Raw genomic sequence first — 15,810 nt, 5'->3', positions numbered from 1 at the left:
CACCCCCGCGGGTCGTCAGCCCTTGGTGGCGCCGGCGAGGAGGCCGCGGACGAAGAACCTCTGGAGGGAGAAGAACACGATGAGCGGCACGATGATCGAGATGAACGCGCCGGCCGTGAGCAGCTCCCACGATTGGCCGTAGGAGCCGGTGAGGTCCTGCAGCGCCTTCGTGATCGGCAGCCCCTGTCCGGAGGTGAAGACCGTCGCGACCAGCAGGTCGTTCCAGACCCAGAGGAACTGGAAGATGCCGAAGGAGGCGATGGCGGGGACCGAGAGCGGGAGGACGATGCGGAAGAAGATCTGGCCGTGTCCGGCGCCGTCCACTCGTGCCGCTTCGATGACCTCGCCGGGGATCTCGGAGATGAAGTTGTGGAGCATGAAGATCGCGAGCGGGAGCGCGAAGATCGTGTGCGCGATCCACACCTTCGCGTAGGAGCCGTCCAACCCGTTCACCCCGAGGCCGGGGAGGATGTAGAGCCCTCCGATGCGCAGGCCGTCCGAGAACAGCTGCAGCAGCGGCACGAGCGCCATCTGGATGGGGACGATCTGGAGCGAGAACACGAGGACGAAGAGCGTGTTGCGGCCCTTGAAGTCGATCCAGGCGAACGCGTAGGCGGCGAGGCTGGCGATCGTGATCGGGATCAGCGCCGCCGGCAGCGTGATGACCAGCGAGTTCACGAACGCCTTGCCCAGGGTCAGGCTGTCGCCGGAGTTGAGCGCGTTCGCGTAGTTGTCGAGGGTGAAGCCGGGGTTGGCGAAGATCGTCCACCAGCCGGTCGTCTTGATGTCGTTCGCGGGGCGGAACGACGAGATGAACAGACCGAGGGTGGGGACGGTCCAGATGACGGCGATGATCAGCGCGGCGAGGGTGGCGCCGCGCGACGTCGTCGCCTTCTTCACCTTGCCGCTGGCCGCCTCGATCCTGGACTCGCCGCGGGCGAGCGCGCGCTCGGTGCTGCGGTCGACCGGAACCTGGATCGGAGTGGGCGTGACGCTCATCGGATCTCCCTCTGCTTGGCGAGCTGGCGGGCGTTGTAGACGACGATCGGGAGCACGAGCAGGAACAGGATGACCGCGAGGGCCGCGCTGTAGCCGCTGCGGGCGCCGAGCTGGAACTGGCGGACCATCTCGAACGCGAGGACCGTGGTGTCGGAGCGGCCGCCGGTCATCGCCGAGACGATGTCGAAGACCTTCAGCGACGCGATCGAGATCGTCGTGAGGACGACCACGATCGAGGAGCGGATGCCGGGGACGGTGACGTTCCAGAAGGACTGCCACGCGCTGGTGCCGTCGAGCGAGGCCGCTTCGAGCTGCTCGGAGGGGACGCCCTTGATGGCGGCGGAGAGCACCGTCATGGCGAATCCGGCCTGGGTCCAGATGAGGACGACGACGAGGAACAGCGTGTTCCACGGCTCGAGTCCCAGCCAGTCGACCGGCGGGGCGCCGAAGGCGGTGAGGATGCCGTTGAGGAGGCCGATCTGCTCGCCCTGGCGCACGTCGTAGAAGAACTTGAAGATGATCGACGCGCCGACGAACGAGATCGCCATCGGCATGAAGACCAGCAGCTTGAAGAACTTCTCGCCGCGGCTCTTGTCGATGAAGACCGCGTAGGCGAGACCGATCGCGGTCGCCGTGATCGGGGCCAGGAGCACCCAGACCACCGTGTTGAGGAAGGCGGTGATGCCGTCGGGGCTGGTGAAGACCCAGACGAAGTTGTCGATGCCGGCGAATCCGGAGCCGTCGTTCTTCATGAACGCGTTGATGGCCGTCGTGATCGTCGGGTAGATCAGGCCGATGAGGATGAAGAAGGCGGCCGGTGCCATGAACGCGATGAGCTGGAGTCCGTAGCCCGCGCCTTTGCGGGACCGGAAGTCGAGCAGGAACAGCGCGCCGCCGATGACGGCGGCCACCACCGCGACCCAGAGGACGGAGTTGTAGAGGCCGAAGACCAGCAGGAGGACGACCGGCAGGACGACCGTCACCGCGAGCCGGAGGACCGTGTAGCCGGTGCCGCGGCGGGGCGCGATCTCGACGAAGAAGAGGATGAGCGCCACCACGGCCGCGAAGGCCAGGAGGATGAGCGGGATCTGCGCGAGCGGCGGGATTCCCGCCAGCCATTGGAAGAACCCCGAGATGGTGATGGGGGACATGGACGCCCTTTCGAGTGCGACTCTGGACTCAGGAGGGGCCCGGCCCCGGGATCCGTGGATTCGGGGGCCGGGCCGTCACAGCTGAGCCGCCACTCGGGAGCGGCGGCTCTGCTCCGCTGCTAGGAGGTGTAGCCGGCCTGGATCTCCTCGAGCGCCTGGTCGGTGCTCGTGCCGTCGATCCAGTCGACCATGCCCTTGAAGAAGCTGTCCGAGCCCACTGCCTTCGGCATGAGGTCGGACGCGTCGAAGCGGAACGTGGTGTCCGGGTTCTGGAGGATCGCGATGGAGTCCTTCAGGACGTCGCTGCCCGCGTTGGCCGGGTCGAGACCGGTGTTCGCGGAGATGACGCCGCCGAGGGAGACGCGGCTGTTGGCCCAGTCGGCGCTGGCCAGGTACTCCTGGACCTTCGCGGTGTCCTCGTCGTTCGAGAACGCGGCGACCATCTCGCCACCACCGGTGACGGCCTGGGCGTCGTCGGCCTTGACCGGCGGGGTGAGGAAGGCCCACACGTCGCCGTCCTCGGCCACGTTGGCGCCGGCCGAGGTCAGGAAGCCCTCGAAGAACGAGGCCTGGTGGGTCAGCGCGCAGGTGCCGTTCGCCATGTTCTGGGCGACGTCGCCGAAGGCGGTGGAGTTGATCGACTTCACGTCGCCGTAGCCGGCGTTGACGAGGGTCGGGTCGAGGAGGATCGATCCGACGGAGTCGAACGCGGACTTGATGGCCGGGTCGGTGAAGGGGGTGTCGCCCGCGACCCAGGAGTCGTAGACGTCGGGGCCGGCCTCGCGGAGGACGGCGTCCTCGATCCAGTCGGTTCCGGGCCAGCCGGAGGCCTCACCGGAGTTGAAGCCCGCGCACCAGGACGGTCCGCCGGTCTTCTCGGCGATCGTCTTGCCGAGCGCCTCCATCTCGTCCCACGTCGTGGGAACGGAGACGCCCCACTCCTTGAACTTGGCCGGGGAGTACCAGATGTAGCCCTTGACGGACGCCATCAGCGGCGCGCCGTACTGGGTGCCGTCGACCTGGCCGTACTTCTGCCAGTCCTCGGACCAGTTCTGCTTGACGTTGGCGAGGGCGCCCTCGGGGAGCTCCTGCACCTTGCCGGAGGCGACGGTGTCGGCGAGCAGACCCGGCTGCGGGAAGATCGCGAGGTCGGGGGTGTCGCCACCCTGGACCTTGATGCCGATCTGCTTCTCGAACTCCTTGTCGCCCGTGTACTTGATCTCGATGCCGCTCTCCTTCTCCCAGTCCGCCCAGGACTGCTCGAGAAGGGTGGCCTCGTCGCCGTTGATGGTGCCGTAGACGTTGACGACGCCGTCGGCGGTGCCGACCGTGCCGGCCGAGCTGCCGCCGCCGGCGTTCGGGTCGTTGGGGTCACTGCTGCTGGAGCAGCCCGCGAGTGCGATGCCGGCCGCTGCCAGAACGGCGACTGGGACGGTGATACGGCGGTGCAGGGATGACCGCATTCTTCCTCCTCATTGAGTGGTGGAACCAGCCGAGCAGGCCGCTCCTCGCCGATCGGGATCGGGAGGCTGTGGCGGCTCGAAGCGTGTGCCGCGACGACTCGGATGCTGGTGATGGCGATGCCAGGAGGAACTCCGAGCGGATCACCGGATTCGTGTGGGTGGGCTCCCACGGAGGGAAACCTTTCCACAAGAACGATGAAAGCACAACGCCGATGATAGAGCGCTCTCTGAGATAACGATTCGGCGTCAGAACAGCGATCGCGGGGCCGGGGCCGAGCGGAGATCGATCTCGGCGCGACGCCCGGCCGCCGGGCGGGGTATAACTTCCTGGAACCGTTTCCAGCATCGAGGCCGGACGGTCGGGAGGAACGCCGTGCCAGGCATCGAAGAGGTGGCCGAGCTCGCAGGAGTGTCGAAGGCGACGGTCTCGCGCGCGCTCAGCGGCCGGGGCTACGTCTCCGCGGGGACGAAGCAGCGCGTCGAGCGCGCCGCGACGAGCCTGGGCTACGTCGTCTCCGCCAACGCCTCCAGCCTCGTCACCGGCCGCAGCAACAACATCGCCGTGATCATCCCGATCATCAACCAGTGGTTCTTCGCCGGGATCATCGAGGGCATCGAGCGCGCCCTGCTCGCCGCCGGCTACGATCTGCTCCTCTACAACATCGACAAGCACCTCGACGCCCGCCGGAGCGTGTTCGAGTACTATCTCGTCCGCAAGCGCGTCGACGCGATCGTCGCCGTCACGCTCGAGATCTCGCCGCACGAGACGGAGGCGCTCCTCGCCCTGGGCAAGCCCATCGTCGGCATCGGCGGCGAGCTCCCCGGCATCCCCACCTTCAGCATCGACGACGTCGCCGCCTCCCGCCTCGCCACGGAGCACCTGCTCTCCCTCGGCCACGAGCGGGTCGTCCACATCGGCGGGCTCGCGGAGGAGGAGATGGACTTCCACGTCCACACGCAGCGCCGCGACGGCTTCCGCCAGGCGCTCGCGGCCGCCGGCCTCGAGCCGGGCGCGCAGGACATCGTGCCCACCACCTTCGACATCCCCGGCGGGCACAGCGCCGGACGGCAGGTCCTCGGCGACCCGCGAACCCGGCCGACGGCGATCTTCGCCGCCTCCGATGAGATCGCGATCGGGATCATCCTCGCGGCGCGCGAGCTCGGCCTCTCGGTGCCCGAGGACGTCTCCGTCATCGGGATCGACGACCACCCCCTCGCCGAGCTCTTCGGTCTCAGCTCGATCCGCCAGGACCCGCGCCAGCAGGGCGAGCTCGCAGTCGCGCTGGTGCTGGACGCGCTGGCCGCCCTCGGTCGCGGCGAGCCCCCTCCCCCGGCCCGCCACACGCTGATCCCCGCCTCGCTGGTGATCCGCACCAGCACCTCGGCGCCGCGGGGGGCGAGAATCGGAGCATGAGCGACTCCGACACCCCCACCGTCCGCGACGTCCCCGAGCGGTCCCGCTTCGTGATCGAGGTCGGCGGCACCCCGGCCGGCTTCGCCGCGTACACCCGTCAGGGCGACGAGGTGACGCTCACCCATACCGTCGTCGACGACGCGTGGGAGGGCCACGGCCTCGGGAGCATCCTCTCGCGGGCCGCGGTCACCGCGATCACGGAGGCGGGCGGCACGGTCGTCCCGCGCTGCCCCTTCGTCGCGGCCTGGCTGCGCAAGCACCCCGACGTCGACGCCCGGGTCCGCTGGCCCGAGGACTGACTCACTCCGGGGGCGTCCTGCTCCCGATCTCCTGGAGCGCCCAGGTGTTGCCGTCCGGATCGGCGAAGTACGCGTACTGCACGCCGCCCAGGTCCTGGACCTCGCTGATCTCGAGCGAGCGGCCGACGAGCTCCGCGCGAGCGGCGGCGATGTCGTCGACGACGAGGTGGAGGGAGCGGACGACGCCCTCCTCCGGACCGGGGCCCATCCCGCTGCCGACCACGATCGAGCAGGCCGAGCCGGGCGGGGTGAGCTGGACCACGCGCATCGCGGCGGAGGGCCGCACGTCGTGGTCGAGGTGGAAGCCCATCACCTCCGTGTAGAAGGCGACCGCGCGGTCGACGTCGCCGACGGGGAGGGGGACGAGCTCGAGTCGCATCTGCACGCGACCAGTGTGCCGCGCGGCGGAACCGCGCGGGAGGGGTCAGTCGCGCGGGCCGACGACGAGGCGCTCGTGCATGATCTCGACGGCGCGCTCGAGGACGCGGCGGTCCTCGAGGGTGAGATCGGCGAAGATCGGCGTCAGCGCGTCGCCGAGGTCGGTCCGCCAGGCGTTCAGCGCGTCCGCGCCGGCGGGAGCCAGGCGGATCTGCCAGGCGCGCGCGTCGAGGGGATCGGCGATGCGGTCCAGCCAGCCGGTCTCGACGAGGTTCTTCACGATCTTGGTCATCGTGGGCTGCGAGACGCGGCTCTGGGAGGCGAGCTCCCCCAGGCGCATCGGGCCCATCGAGAGGAGCACCGAGAGCGTGCGCCAGACGGCCTGCGACTCCTGGTTGCCGGTCGCCTGGGCGGCGAGGCGGGTGATCCGGTGCGTCACCGAGACGAAGTCGCTCAGGAGCTCGCTGAGCGAGACCTCGCTGGGCGGGACGTCGCGGGCGGGGAGCCCGGCGAGCAGATCGTGAGCAGTCACGCTCCGATCCTAGGGGCGCGGGCCTCCGTCGGCCGGGAACGACGAAGGGCGCCGCCTCCGAGGAGACGACGCCCTGCGTCTGCAGGCGTGCCTGCGTCACCCTGACGAGCGACCGGCCGGAGCCGCCGCGACGGGTGAGGGGGATTACTTGACGGTGACGGTCGCGCCGGCGCCCTCGAGCTGAGCCTTGGCCTTCTCGGCGGTCTCCTTGTTGACGGCCTCGAGGACCGCCTTGGGGGCACCGTCGACGAGCGCCTTCGCCTCACCGAGGCCGAGGCTGGTGAGGGCGCGCACCTCCTTGATGACCTGGATCTTCTTCTCGCCGGCGGCCTCGAGCACGACGTCGAACTCGGTCTGCTCCTCGACCTCTTCGGCGGGGGCGGCCGGGCCGGCCACACCGGCGGCGGCGACGGGCGCCGCAGCGGTGACCTCGAAGACCTCTTCGAACTTCTTGACGAACTCCGAGAGCTCGATGAGCGTGAGCTCCTTGAAGGCCTCGATGAGCTCGTCCTGCGTGAGCTTTGCCATGATTTTTCTCCTTGTTTTTCTTTGTCTACGAACCGCGCGCGCACTGCTTCCCGGAAGGGGAAGACGTCAGCTCGCGGACTCCTGCTTCTCGCGCAGCGCCTCGACCGTGCGAACGGCCTTCGAGAGCGGAGCGTTGAACAGATATGCGGCGCCGAACAGCGAGGCCTTGAAGGCGCCGGCGAGCTTGCCGAGCAGAACTTCGCGGGACTCGAGGTCGGCGAGCTTGCCCACCTCTTCTGCGGTCAGCGGGTTACCGTCGAAGTAACCGCCCTTGACCACGAGGAGAGGGTTTGCCTTGGCGAAGGCACGCAGCGACTTCGCGACGGCGACAGGGTCGCCGTGCACGAACGCGATGGCCGAGGGGCCAGCGAGCTCGTCGTCGAAGGACGAGATACCGGCGTTGTTCGCCGCGATCTTGGTCAGCGTGTTCTTCACCACGGCGTAGGTTGCGTGCTCACTGATGTCCTTGCGCAGCGTCTTGAGCTGAGCAACAGTGAGACCGCGGTACTCGGTCAGCAGAACGGCCGTCGAGCTCTGGAACTTCTCCGTGAGTTCGGCAACCGAGGCTTCCTTGTTCGCCATGGCTACTCCTGTGAATTCTCGTGCCGGTAGCCCGAAGGCAGGCAAAGAAAAAAGCTCCGGCACAGGGGCGCGGAGCTTCGGGATCGCGGTGAGGCGGAACTGAACTCGTGCACCTGCGCGGGCAATTCGCTTCGCGAATCCTTCGTCCGGTGGCGATCCGCGGGGCCGGGGCCCTGCTCGTGCGCACACCGGAAACCGGCGGTCTTTGGCTTCGGGAAGCGTACGTCATCGCGGCGCGCGGGCGCAAGTCGAGGAGGAGGGTCCTCGCGCGGGATGCTGGAGGCATGACCGGCCCGACCCCCGACTCCGCCCGCGACGTCGACTCCGCGATCGCCTCGGTGGAGGGCGAGCTCAGCACCCTCTTCAACCGTGTGCGGGCGGCGATGCGCTCCTACGCAGAGCGTCTCCACCCGGAGCTGACGCCACTGGGCTACAAGACGATCTCGGCGCTCGAGCGCCGCGGACCCGTGCACTCGGGCGTGCTGGCCGAGCTCCTCGAGATGGACAAGTCGGCGCTCAGCCGCCAGATCACGGCGCTCGACCGCCTCGGCTTCCTCGAGCGCACCCCCGACCCGCAGGACGGCCGCGCCACGATCCTCTCGGTGACTCCGGCGACCGCCGCGCGGCTGCGCGAGATCCGCAGCTCGAACCAGGCGCTGATGCACGAGGAGCTGCGCAGCTGGGCGCTCGCCGACGTCGAGCTCTTCGCCTCTCTCCTGCACAGGATCAACGACCTTGACATCTGACGCTTAGCACCCCGTCCGTTCGGGGACAATCGCCGGACGCCGCCCGCTCGACTGCGTAGTTTCGGAGGCGATGGACCAGCACTCCTCCTCTCTCCTCCCCCACGACGTCGACGGCGCGCTCGGCTTCGCGCGCGGTCTGAGCGCCGACGCGCCCCGGCCCGGCACCGGTCGCACCGCCGAGCTGCACGGTCTCCTCGAGCGCCTGGCTCGGCACGACCTCGGCGTCGCGCGCGCGGTGGAGCCGCACCTCGACGCTCTCGCGATCCTCGGCGAGGCGGAGCTCGACCCGTCCGGACTCGGAGTCGCCGCCGACGCCGCCTGGGGGGTCTTCGCGGCCGAGGGCGGCGGGGATCCTCTGGTCGCGCGCGAGAGCGACGGCGACTGGCTGCTCGACGGAGTGAAGCCCTGGTGCTCGCTGGCCGACCGCCTCGACGCCGCCCTCGTCACCGCCCACGTCGGCGACGCCTCCGGCGAGCGCCGCCTCTTCGCCGTGGCGCTGCGCGACGGGTCGGCGACGCCGGAGCAGGACGCCTGGCACGCGCGGGGCCTGACGGAGGTGCCCAGCGGACCGGTCCGCTTCTCCGGCACCCGCGCCGTCCCCGTGGGGGACGCCGGCTGGTACCTCTCGCGGCCCGGCTTCGCCTGGGGCGGCATCGGCGTCGCCGCCTGCTGGCACGGCGGAGCCCTCGGAGTCGCGGCTGCCGTCGCGGCAGCGGCAGCCCGACGCGAAGACCCGCACCTCCTGGCCCACCTCGGAGCGATCGACACGGCGCTCTCCGCGTCGCGCCGGGCGCTGGACGAGGCCGCCGCGGCGGTCGACGCGGGCGAGGCCGACGGCCCCCGCGGCTCACTGCTCGCCAAGCGCGTGCGGGCGAGCGTCGCCGGAGCGGTCGAGGAGATCCTGCTCCGCGTCGGCCGCGCGCTCGGCCCGGCTCCGCTCGCCCTCGACGCCGAGCACGCCAAGCGCGTCGCCGACCTCGCGCTCTACGTCCGCCAGCACCACGCCGAGCGCGACGACGCCGCTCTCGGCCGCGCCGTGCTCGCCTCGGGCGAGGCGGCCTCCTGGTGAGCCGGCCCTTCGACGGGCGCCTCGAGGGCACTCCTCTCGAGCGCTGGACCGCGGACGGCCGCCGCGACCGCCTCCCGGAGCTGACCCTGCCCGACGGGATCCGGCGCGTCCTGGTGGTCGTGGCGCACGCCGACGACGAGACCCTCGGCTGCGGCGGCACCATCGCGCTCGCGCGTCGGCGCGGGATCGCGGTCGACGTCGTCGTCGTGACCGACGGAGCCGCGGCCCACGGGGAGCGGGACGCGGACCTCGCTGCCGAGCGCCGGCGGGAGGCCTCGGACGCCCTGGCGGAGCTCGGCCCCGGCATCGGGCTCGCCTTCCTCGACGTGCCGGACTCGGCGACCCCGGAGCACCACGAGCGCATCGCACGCGAGGTGCGCGAGCGGGCGGCCGGCGCCCCCGGGACCGTCCTGCTCCTCTCCACCTGGACCGGGGACGGGCACCGGGACCACCGCGTGGTCGGCGAGATCTGCGCGGAGGTCGCGCGCGAGCGCGGGCAGCCGCTGCTCGCCGCGCCGATCTGGCTGTGGCACTGGGCGGTCCCGGAGGACCCCGAGGTGCCGTGGGGCGACCTCGTGCGCCTGCCGCTCGACGACGAGCTGCTCGAGCGCACCCGCCGTGCCCGCTCCCGCTATCCCAGCCAGACCCACCCCGGGCCCGACGGGACCGGTCCGGTGCTCCATCCGCTCTTCCTGCGCACCTTCACCGGGGACGACCGGCTGGTGAGGATCGCATGAGCTACTTCGACGAGCTGTACGCCCGCCACGAGGACCCGTGGGGGTACACGAGCCGCTGGTACGAGCAGCGCAAGCGCGCCCTGACCCTCGCGAGCCTGCCGGAGCAGCGCTACGGCTCCGTGCTGGAGATCGGCGCCTCGATCGGCGTGCTGGCCGAGGCGCTGGCCGACCGGGCCGACCGCCTGCTGGCGATCGACGTGTCGAGCGCCGCCGTCGAGCGCGCCGCCCGCCGCCTCGCTCCGCTCGAGCACGTGCGGGTCGAGCACCACGACATCACCCGCGGCGTGCCGGAGGGTCCGTTCGACCTGGTCGTGCTCTCGGAGGTCGGCTACTACCTCGGCGACGCCCTCCCCGGCGTGCTGCGCACCATCCGCGACGCCCTCGCCCCCGCGGGGGAGCTCGTCACCGTGCACTGGCGGCATCCGATCGAGGGGCTCGCTCTGGACGGCGACGCCGTGCAGTCCGCCGTGGCGGAGCTGGGCCTGCACCGCCTCGCCCGCCACGAGGAGGAGGACGTCCTGCTCGAGGTCCACGCCCGCGACTCCCGCTCGGTCGCCCGCCGGACGGGGCTGGTGTGAGCCGGCTCGCGCAGGTGCTGGTCGTCGTCCCGGCCCTCGACGAGGAGGAGCGGATCGGCGGCCTGATCGCCTCCGTCCGGGCGAGCGCGACCCACCTCGCCCATCGGGCGCCCGGAATCGGGATGCGCCTCGTGGTCGCCGCGGACGGCTGCTCCGACGCGACCGTCGAGCGGGCCCGTGCCGCCGGCGCCGAGGTGCTGGAGCTCGCCCGCTGCGGAGTCGGCGCCGCCCGCTCCGCCGGGATCGCGCACGCCCTCTCCTCCGTCGCTGCTCCGCTCGAGCAGGTGTGGATCGCCAACACCGACGCCGACACCGTGGTCCCCCGCGACTGGCTGGCCGCCCACGTCGAGCACTCCCGACGGCACGACGCGCTGCTCGGCACGGTCCGGCCCGACCCGGCCGACCTCTCCCCCGGTGCCTACTCGCGCTGGCGAGACGTCCGCGCGCGGGAGGAGTCGATCGGCAGCATCCACGGCGCGAACCTCGGCGTCCGCGCGAGCGCATACCTCGCGGCGGGCGGCTTCGGCCGGGAGCCGCTGCACGAGGACGTCCTGCTCGTCGAGCGGCTGCGCGCGAGCGGCGCCCGGGTCGGAGCGACGGACCGCGGCGAGGTGGTCACCTCCGGCCGCCGCGACAACCGGGTCGAGGGCGGCTACGGCCACTACCTCCACGCTCGCTTCCCGTCCGAGACGTCTCCGGCCTGCGGCTGAATCGGGTACACGCGCACGCGGAACACGATGCGAGGGGTCCCTGTCAATGGTCGGGCCGTGGTTTGTCACGGATTGCGCAGGAGAGTCAAATGGGTGTCGAGCACGACCCGGTGCTCTCCGATGGAAGGGTCACCGCATGAATCCCCGCCTCGTCCTGCTGGCACTGGTCGCCTTCACCGCCTACGTGTTCGGCTCCCGCGCCGGCCGTGGCCGCTACGAAGAGCTGCGCCACCTCGCACTCGGCGTGTGGAACGACCCGGCCACGAAGAAGACCCGCAAGAAGCTCAAGAAGACCTCCAAGCGCGAGGCCAAGCAGCTCACCGCCATCGCGAGCAAGGCCCGCGACAAGGTGCAGCGCCGCCTCCGCTGACCCCCGCTTCCACGACTCACCGGACACCGGCCCGCCGGTGTCTCCGCTCGCATCGGAACGGCCGATCGAGCACGAACTGAAGGAGAAACATCATGGGCATCATCAGCTGGATCATCCTCGGCCTCATCGCCGGGGCGCTCGCCAAGCTCATCCTCCCGGGCAAGCAGGGCGGCGGATGGATCATCACGATCGTCCTCGGCATCGTGGGCGCGCTGCTCGGCGGCTTCCTCAGCACGCTGTTCGGCATCCAGGACGCCGTCAACGGCATCAACATCGTGAGCATCATCGTCTCCGTCGTCGGCGCGATCGTCGTCCTCCTCATCTACGGCGCGATCGTCGGCCGCAAGTCCCGCGCGTAAGTCGCGCTCCCCGAAGGCCCCCGGCATCCGTGCCGGGGGCCTTCGGCGTTCCCGGAGCGGGCGCACCTCTGCTCAGGGGAACCGACTCCTCCTCCGCGGGGAAGCTGGATGTCCGCCGAGCGCGCAAGGGGTTGATGCTGAGAGCCGCAGACGATGGACTGGAGGCACGACGGCGCGGCTCCACTGCGCCCTCGCCCCGACGAAAGGACGTACTCGCTCATGAGCGACGACACCGCAACGGTCCCCACGATCACCCTGAACAACGGCGTGGAGATCCCGCAGCTGGGCTTCGGCGTGTTCCAGATCGACCCGGCCGAGACCAAGGACGCGACCCTGGCGGCCCTCGAGGTCGGCTACCGCCACATCGACACCGCCGAGATGTACGGCAACGAGGCGGGCGTCGGCGAGGCCGTCCGCGCCTCCGGCCTCGACCGCTCCGAGGTCTTCGTGACCAGCAAGCTCAACAACGGCTTCCACGCCCGCGAGGACGCTCTCGCCGCGATCGACGTCACCCTCGGCGAGCTGCAGTTCGACTACGTCGACCTCTTCCTCATCCACTGGCCGCTCCCGAACGTGGGCGACTACCTGGAGACCTGGAAGGCGATGGAGGAGATCTACCGCAGCGGCAAGGCGAAGGCGATCGGCGTCTCCAACTTCCAGACCAACCACCTCAACCGGCTCCGCGCCGAGGCGACCATCGTCCCGGCCGTGAACCAGATCGAGGTGCACCCCTACCTCGTGCAGCAGGAGCTCCGCGCCTACGGCACCGAGCACGGCATCGCGACCGAGGCCTGGTCGCCGATCGCGCAGGGCCTCGTCCTCGACGACGACACCATCACCCGCATCGCGCGCAACGTCGACCGCAGCCCGGCGCAGGTCGTGCTCCGCTGGCACATCCAGCGCGGCGACATCGTCTTCCCGAAGTCGGTCACCCGCAAGCGCGTGGAGGAGAACTTCGCCCTCTTCGACTTCGAGCTCGACGACGAGGCGATGACCGACATCACGGCGCTCGACCGCGGCCACCGCACCGGCCCCGACCCCGACACCTTCAACTACATCCCGAGCTGATCCTCGGCTCCACGGAGCGCGCCCGGCCTGCAGTCATCCTGCGGACCGGGCGCGCTCGTGCGTGGGGCGGCGAGCCGAGCCGCGCACGAACAGGGCGGGTCTCGAGACGCCGCGCTGCCGCTCCTCGACCGGCACGGTCACGGGCCGACCGCACCCCTGCTGATCGAGGAGCGGGCTCAGCCCGCGTATCGGGATCCACCCCACCGACGAACAGCGCGGATCCCGATGCGCCGGGCCCGCGGGTCAGCCCTGCTGCGAGTCGCGCCAGGAGTGCTCGGGGGCGTAGCCGAGGACCTCGCGGGCGTGGTCGATCGAGAGCAGGGTGCCGGTTGTCCCGAGGTCGCCGCGCAGCTCGACGCCGGGGAACACCTCGGCCACCAGCTCGGCGTTGGGGCGCGTCATCACGGTGTCGGCCGCGGCGATGATGAAGCGGTCGAACCCGGTCGTCTCGGCGAGCAGCGCCTTCTCGACCGCCTGCGCTCCGTCGCGTCCGTCGATGTAGCCCCAGAGGTTCCACTTGCGCAGCAGCGCGTCGGAGTCGAACGACGGGAACTCGGCGTAGTCGACCTCGTCCATGACGTTCGAGAAGCGCAGGCCCGTGATCTTCAGGTCCGGGTGCCAGCGGCACAGCTCGATCGCCATCTGCTCCTCGAGGTGCTTGGTGAGCGAGTAGACCGACTCCGGGCGCGCCGGGTACTGCTCGTCGACCGGGATGTAGGGCGGCGGGACGTCGAAGGGCAGGCCCAGCACGGTCTCGCTGGAGGCGTAGACGACGTTGCGGATGCCGGCACGGATCGCTCCGTGGAACGCGTTGAACGTCGCGATCATGTTGTTGTGGAACGTGGCGACGTCGGGCACGAGGCCCGGCGCGGGGATCGCGGCGAGGTGCACGAGCGCGTCGATGCCCTCGTACTGGTCGTTCACCGACTGCAGCGCGTCCACGACCTGGCCGTAGTCGGCGATGTCGATGCGGACGAAGCCCGCGCCGCGGTCCCCCGCACGGTCCAGATTGAAGACCTCGTGCCCGGAAGCGCGGAGGCGGGTGACGACGTGGCGGCCGAGCTTGCCGGATCCACCGGTGACTGCGATTCTCATGCTCGAACGCTAACGGGCCTGAGCGACGAGGGATGAGGGTTGCGGATCAGCTCCGGGCATGGAGCGAGATCGCGCCGCCGACCTCGGGCGTCGTCTCGTCGGCGACGAGCTCCGTCCAGCGGCGGAGCACGGCGGCGCCGGCCGCGTCGTTCACGGCTCCGTCGACGACGAGGACCGGGTAGGGCTTCTCGGGCACGCCCTCCGCGGGCCGCACGTCGACGTGGGCGACGTCGTAGGCATGCTCGAACAGCCAGTCGGCCATCGCGTAGTCGCTCCGGGAGTCGCCGACCGTGCGCCAGCGCTGCGGGATCGCGCCCGTCGCTCCGAGCAGCTCCACGGCGCGCTGGGCGCCGAGGTCCTTGCCGAGCCGGTTCGACTCGATGTCGGTCGAGATGACGGTCGGGTCGATGCGGAAGTCGACCGTCCCCTCCTCGTTCGGATACCGGATGCCGCGTCGCTCGACCCCGAGGCCCGCGGCGGTCATGATCTGCAGGGCGTCGGCATCGAAGACGAGCTGGCGCTCGAGGTAGTCCTCGCTCGGCAGGTCGACCAGCTGCTCGGCGGACACCATCGCGCGCTTGGTCTCGTCGAAGAAGACCAGGTCGTCGTAGTCGGAGCGGATCATCCGCTCGAGGTCGCGGGCCACCGGCTCGGGGATCGCGAGCGACTCGTCGACGATCGGCTCCGAGGTGCCGCGGTAGTCGACGGTGAACCAGACGGCGCCCTTCTCGCAGACGCAGACGATGCGGGCCTCGGCCGAGACGCCTCGCTCGAGGAGCGCGGGCAGGACCCGCTCGCGCAGGAACGCGTCGGAGCGGCCCGTGTTGAACACGATCGGGATGCCGGCGTTGGCCAGGGCGACGAGGTCGTCGGCGATCTCGGGGATCGAGATCGTGCGCGTGACGGGGCTCGCGATGGGCCCGTCGACGTCGAGGAGCAGGCCGAGCGGAGGGGGTGTGGAGGTCATCGTGTCCCATTCTGCCGTGCCGGGGCCGCTCGACGCCTCCGTGACCGCCTCCGCGCGGGCGGAGCGGTTCAGGAGGCGGGGACGACGAGGGTGCGCTGGGCGGTGGTGCCGTCGGGGGCGAGGACGGCGAGGGTGATCAGGGTCTCGGAGTCGCGGCAGTCGGCGGTGACGGCGGCGGAGCCGGACGCCGCGAGGTCGACGGGCTCGCCCGCGCTCGCGTCGGTGGTGCCGACGGCCAGGCGGGCGGTGGCGCCTCCGCTCGTCTCCCACGACAGGGCGAGCGGGACGGAGGCGGTGCGGTCGCCCTCGCAGTCGACGGAGGCGGGGGTGGAGGCGAAGGAGACGATCGCCGGAGGAGCATCGGATCCGGTGCCCGGCTCGGTGTCTGACGGTGCGGCGGAGGCCGTCGATGCGGGGGCGGCGGCGCCGTCGGTCGCCTCCGCGGAGCCGGGAGCGGCGGACGTCGCCGGAGCGCTCCCGGACGGCGCCGAGGACGGGCCCGCGGACGCCGTGGCTGCGCCGGGCGCTTGCCCGCCGGCGGGCCGGACGAGCAGCACGATCGCGAGGACGACGGCGACGAGTCCGAGGGCGGCGAGGACGATCCCGGTGGTGCGGGCGGAACGGGACGGCATCGGTCCTCCTGGGACGGGACGGGACGGGACGGGCGGAAGAGACGGGCAGTCCCGGAGCGACGCGGCCGGGCAGGCCTCGGCCGTCTCGTTCTCGACGGAGTCGGGCACCGAGGGCTTCCTCTTCGGCACCTCG

At 70.9% G+C, this 15,810-nt stretch carries 20 protein-coding genes; 10 read left to right on the top strand and 10 right to left on the bottom strand.

What is annotated here, in order from left to right:
- Positions 1–15: 15 nt before the first annotated feature.
- The 3 genes from C5D36_RS16250 to C5D36_RS16240 form a co-directional block, all read right to left on the bottom strand.
- Positions 16–999 carry a carbohydrate ABC transporter permease gene (locus C5D36_RS16250; protein ID WP_104224339.1) on the bottom strand — a complete coding sequence of 328 codons (984 nt, stop codon included), beginning with the start codon at positions 997–999 and terminating at the stop codon, positions 16–18.
- Positions 996–2,150 carry a carbohydrate ABC transporter permease gene (locus C5D36_RS16245; protein WP_181027270.1) on the bottom strand — a complete coding sequence of 385 codons (1,155 nt, stop codon included), beginning with the start codon at positions 2,148–2,150 and terminating at the stop codon, positions 996–998. The genes C5D36_RS16250 and C5D36_RS16245 overlap by 4 nt, the downstream gene beginning before the upstream one ends.
- A 119-nt stretch (positions 2,151–2,269) precedes the next feature.
- Complete coding sequence (locus C5D36_RS16240; protein ID WP_104227181.1) at positions 2,270–3,613, bottom strand: ABC transporter substrate-binding protein; 1,344 nt, start codon at positions 3,611–3,613, stop codon at positions 2,270–2,272.
- A 373-nt stretch (positions 3,614–3,986) separates the two neighbouring features.
- Here C5D36_RS16240 and C5D36_RS16235 point away from each other — a divergent pair, with 373 nt between their 5' ends.
- Both C5D36_RS16235 and C5D36_RS16230 read left to right on the top strand, forming a co-directional pair.
- A complete protein-coding gene (locus C5D36_RS16235; RefSeq protein ID WP_104224337.1) occupies positions 3,987–5,027 on the top strand; it encodes a LacI family DNA-binding transcriptional regulator in 1,041 nt (346 codons plus the stop codon).
- Positions 5,024–5,326, top strand: coding sequence for a GNAT family N-acetyltransferase (locus C5D36_RS16230; RefSeq protein ID WP_104273430.1), 303 nt, complete (start codon positions 5,024–5,026; stop codon positions 5,324–5,326). The genes C5D36_RS16235 and C5D36_RS16230 overlap by 4 nt, the downstream gene beginning before the upstream one ends.
- Before the next feature lies 1 nt (position 5,327).
- Here C5D36_RS16230 and C5D36_RS16225 read toward each other — a convergent pair whose 3' ends face one another.
- The 4 genes from C5D36_RS16225 to rplJ form a co-directional block, all read right to left on the bottom strand.
- Positions 5,328–5,711, bottom strand: coding sequence for a VOC family protein (locus tag C5D36_RS16225; protein WP_181027271.1), 384 nt, complete (start codon positions 5,709–5,711; stop codon positions 5,328–5,330).
- Between the two features lie 39 nt (positions 5,712–5,750).
- A complete protein-coding gene (locus C5D36_RS16220) occupies positions 5,751–6,236 on the bottom strand; it encodes a MarR family winged helix-turn-helix transcriptional regulator (RefSeq protein ID WP_258059518.1) in 486 nt (161 codons plus the stop codon).
- A 144-nt stretch (positions 6,237–6,380) separates the two neighbouring features.
- Positions 6,381–6,764 carry a 50S ribosomal protein L7/L12 gene (gene rplL, locus C5D36_RS16215; RefSeq protein WP_104224335.1) on the bottom strand — a complete coding sequence of 128 codons (384 nt, stop codon included), beginning with the start codon at positions 6,762–6,764 and terminating at the stop codon, positions 6,381–6,383.
- A gap of 66 nt (positions 6,765–6,830) precedes the next feature.
- Complete coding sequence (gene rplJ, locus C5D36_RS16210) at positions 6,831–7,346, bottom strand: 50S ribosomal protein L10 (protein WP_055791018.1); 516 nt, start codon at positions 7,344–7,346, stop codon at positions 6,831–6,833.
- A 284-nt stretch (positions 7,347–7,630) separates the two neighbouring features.
- Here rplJ and C5D36_RS16205 point away from each other — a divergent pair, with 284 nt between their 5' ends.
- From C5D36_RS16205 to C5D36_RS16170, 8 genes are all read left to right on the top strand, one after another.
- Positions 7,631–8,092: a MarR family winged helix-turn-helix transcriptional regulator gene (locus C5D36_RS16205; protein WP_104224334.1), complete on the top strand. Its 462-nt coding sequence runs from the start codon at positions 7,631–7,633 to the stop codon at positions 8,090–8,092.
- A 70-nt stretch (positions 8,093–8,162) separates the two neighbouring features.
- Positions 8,163–9,161 (top strand): acyl-CoA dehydrogenase, encoded by a 999-nt coding sequence (locus tag C5D36_RS16200; protein WP_219812616.1) that lies wholly within the window; start codon positions 8,163–8,165, stop codon positions 9,159–9,161.
- Positions 9,158–9,898 (top strand): PIG-L deacetylase family protein, encoded by a 741-nt coding sequence (locus tag C5D36_RS16195; RefSeq protein WP_181068428.1) that lies wholly within the window; start codon positions 9,158–9,160, stop codon positions 9,896–9,898. Before C5D36_RS16200 ends, C5D36_RS16195 begins: the two co-directional genes overlap by 4 nt.
- Complete coding sequence (locus C5D36_RS16190) at positions 9,895–10,476, top strand: class I SAM-dependent methyltransferase (RefSeq protein WP_104234596.1); 582 nt, start codon at positions 9,895–9,897, stop codon at positions 10,474–10,476. The genes C5D36_RS16195 and C5D36_RS16190 overlap by 4 nt, the downstream gene beginning before the upstream one ends.
- Positions 10,473–11,186, top strand: coding sequence for a glycosyltransferase family 2 protein (locus tag C5D36_RS16185; protein WP_104234597.1), 714 nt, complete (start codon positions 10,473–10,475; stop codon positions 11,184–11,186). The genes C5D36_RS16190 and C5D36_RS16185 overlap by 4 nt, the downstream gene beginning before the upstream one ends.
- A 136-nt stretch (positions 11,187–11,322) precedes the next feature.
- Positions 11,323–11,556, top strand: a complete 234-nt coding sequence (locus tag C5D36_RS16180) for a hypothetical protein (protein WP_104227476.1) — start codon at positions 11,323–11,325, stop codon at positions 11,554–11,556.
- Between the two features lie 92 nt (positions 11,557–11,648).
- Positions 11,649–11,915, top strand: a complete 267-nt coding sequence (locus tag C5D36_RS16175) for a GlsB/YeaQ/YmgE family stress response membrane protein (protein WP_104224330.1) — start codon at positions 11,649–11,651, stop codon at positions 11,913–11,915.
- 219 nt (positions 11,916–12,134) lie between these two features.
- Complete coding sequence (locus C5D36_RS16170) at positions 12,135–12,983, top strand: aldo/keto reductase (RefSeq protein ID WP_104248244.1); 849 nt, start codon at positions 12,135–12,137, stop codon at positions 12,981–12,983.
- Positions 12,984–13,226: 243 nt separating this feature from the next.
- Here C5D36_RS16170 and C5D36_RS16165 read toward each other — a convergent pair whose 3' ends face one another.
- From C5D36_RS16165 to C5D36_RS16155, 3 genes are all read right to left on the bottom strand, one after another.
- Positions 13,227–14,078: an NAD(P)-dependent oxidoreductase gene (locus C5D36_RS16165; RefSeq protein WP_104224328.1), complete on the bottom strand. Its 852-nt coding sequence runs from the start codon at positions 14,076–14,078 to the stop codon at positions 13,227–13,229.
- Positions 14,079–14,124: 46 nt separating this feature from the next.
- Positions 14,125–15,045: a hypothetical protein gene (locus C5D36_RS16160; RefSeq protein WP_104224327.1), complete on the bottom strand. Its 921-nt coding sequence runs from the start codon at positions 15,043–15,045 to the stop codon at positions 14,125–14,127.
- A gap of 68 nt (positions 15,046–15,113) precedes the next feature.
- On the bottom strand, positions 15,114–15,677 hold the full coding sequence (locus C5D36_RS16155) for a hypothetical protein (protein WP_104296269.1): 564 nt from the start codon (positions 15,675–15,677) through the stop codon (positions 15,114–15,116).
- Between the last annotated feature and the right edge of the window lie 133 nt (positions 15,678–15,810).

It is taken from the genome of Rathayibacter sp. AY1C6 (assembly GCF_002931535.1).
Lineage (GTDB): Bacteria > Actinomycetota > Actinomycetes > Actinomycetales > Microbacteriaceae > Rathayibacter.
The sequence above is the reverse complement of the archived record's forward strand: the minus strand, read 5'-3'. Positions and strand labels throughout refer to the sequence as shown.

Coding starts and splice junctions, on each gene's coding strand:
- C5D36_RS16250 (WP_104224339.1), bottom strand. CDS start 999: ATGAGCGTCACGCCCACTCCGATCCAGGTTCCGGTCGACCGCAGCACC.
- C5D36_RS16245 (WP_181027270.1), bottom strand. CDS start 2,150: ATGTCCCCCATCACCATCTCGGGGTTCTTCCAATGGCTGGCGGGAATC.
- C5D36_RS16240 (WP_104227181.1), bottom strand. CDS start 3,613: ATGCGGTCATCCCTGCACCGCCGTATCACCGTCCCAGTCGCCGTTCTG.
- C5D36_RS16230 (WP_104273430.1), top strand. CDS start 5,024: ATGAGCGACTCCGACACCCCCACCGTCCGCGACGTCCCCGAGCGGTCC.
- rplL (WP_104224335.1), bottom strand. CDS start 6,764: ATGGCAAAGCTCACGCAGGACGAGCTCATCGAGGCCTTCAAGGAGCTC.
- rplJ (WP_055791018.1), bottom strand. CDS start 7,346: ATGGCGAACAAGGAAGCCTCGGTTGCCGAACTCACGGAGAAGTTCCAG.
- C5D36_RS16205 (WP_104224334.1), top strand. CDS start 7,631: ATGACCGGCCCGACCCCCGACTCCGCCCGCGACGTCGACTCCGCGATC.
- C5D36_RS16200 (WP_219812616.1), top strand. CDS start 8,163: ATGGACCAGCACTCCTCCTCTCTCCTCCCCCACGACGTCGACGGCGCG.
- C5D36_RS16190 (WP_104234596.1), top strand. CDS start 9,895: ATGAGCTACTTCGACGAGCTGTACGCCCGCCACGAGGACCCGTGGGGG.
- C5D36_RS16180 (WP_104227476.1), top strand. CDS start 11,323: ATGAATCCCCGCCTCGTCCTGCTGGCACTGGTCGCCTTCACCGCCTAC.
- C5D36_RS16175 (WP_104224330.1), top strand. CDS start 11,649: ATGGGCATCATCAGCTGGATCATCCTCGGCCTCATCGCCGGGGCGCTC.
- C5D36_RS16170 (WP_104248244.1), top strand. CDS start 12,135: ATGAGCGACGACACCGCAACGGTCCCCACGATCACCCTGAACAACGGC.
- C5D36_RS16165 (WP_104224328.1), bottom strand. CDS start 14,078: ATGAGAATCGCAGTCACCGGTGGATCCGGCAAGCTCGGCCGCCACGTC.
- C5D36_RS16160 (WP_104224327.1), bottom strand. CDS start 15,045: ATGACCTCCACACCCCCTCCGCTCGGCCTGCTCCTCGACGTCGACGGG.
- C5D36_RS16155 (WP_104296269.1), bottom strand. CDS start 15,677: ATGCCGTCCCGTTCCGCCCGCACCACCGGGATCGTCCTCGCCGCCCTC.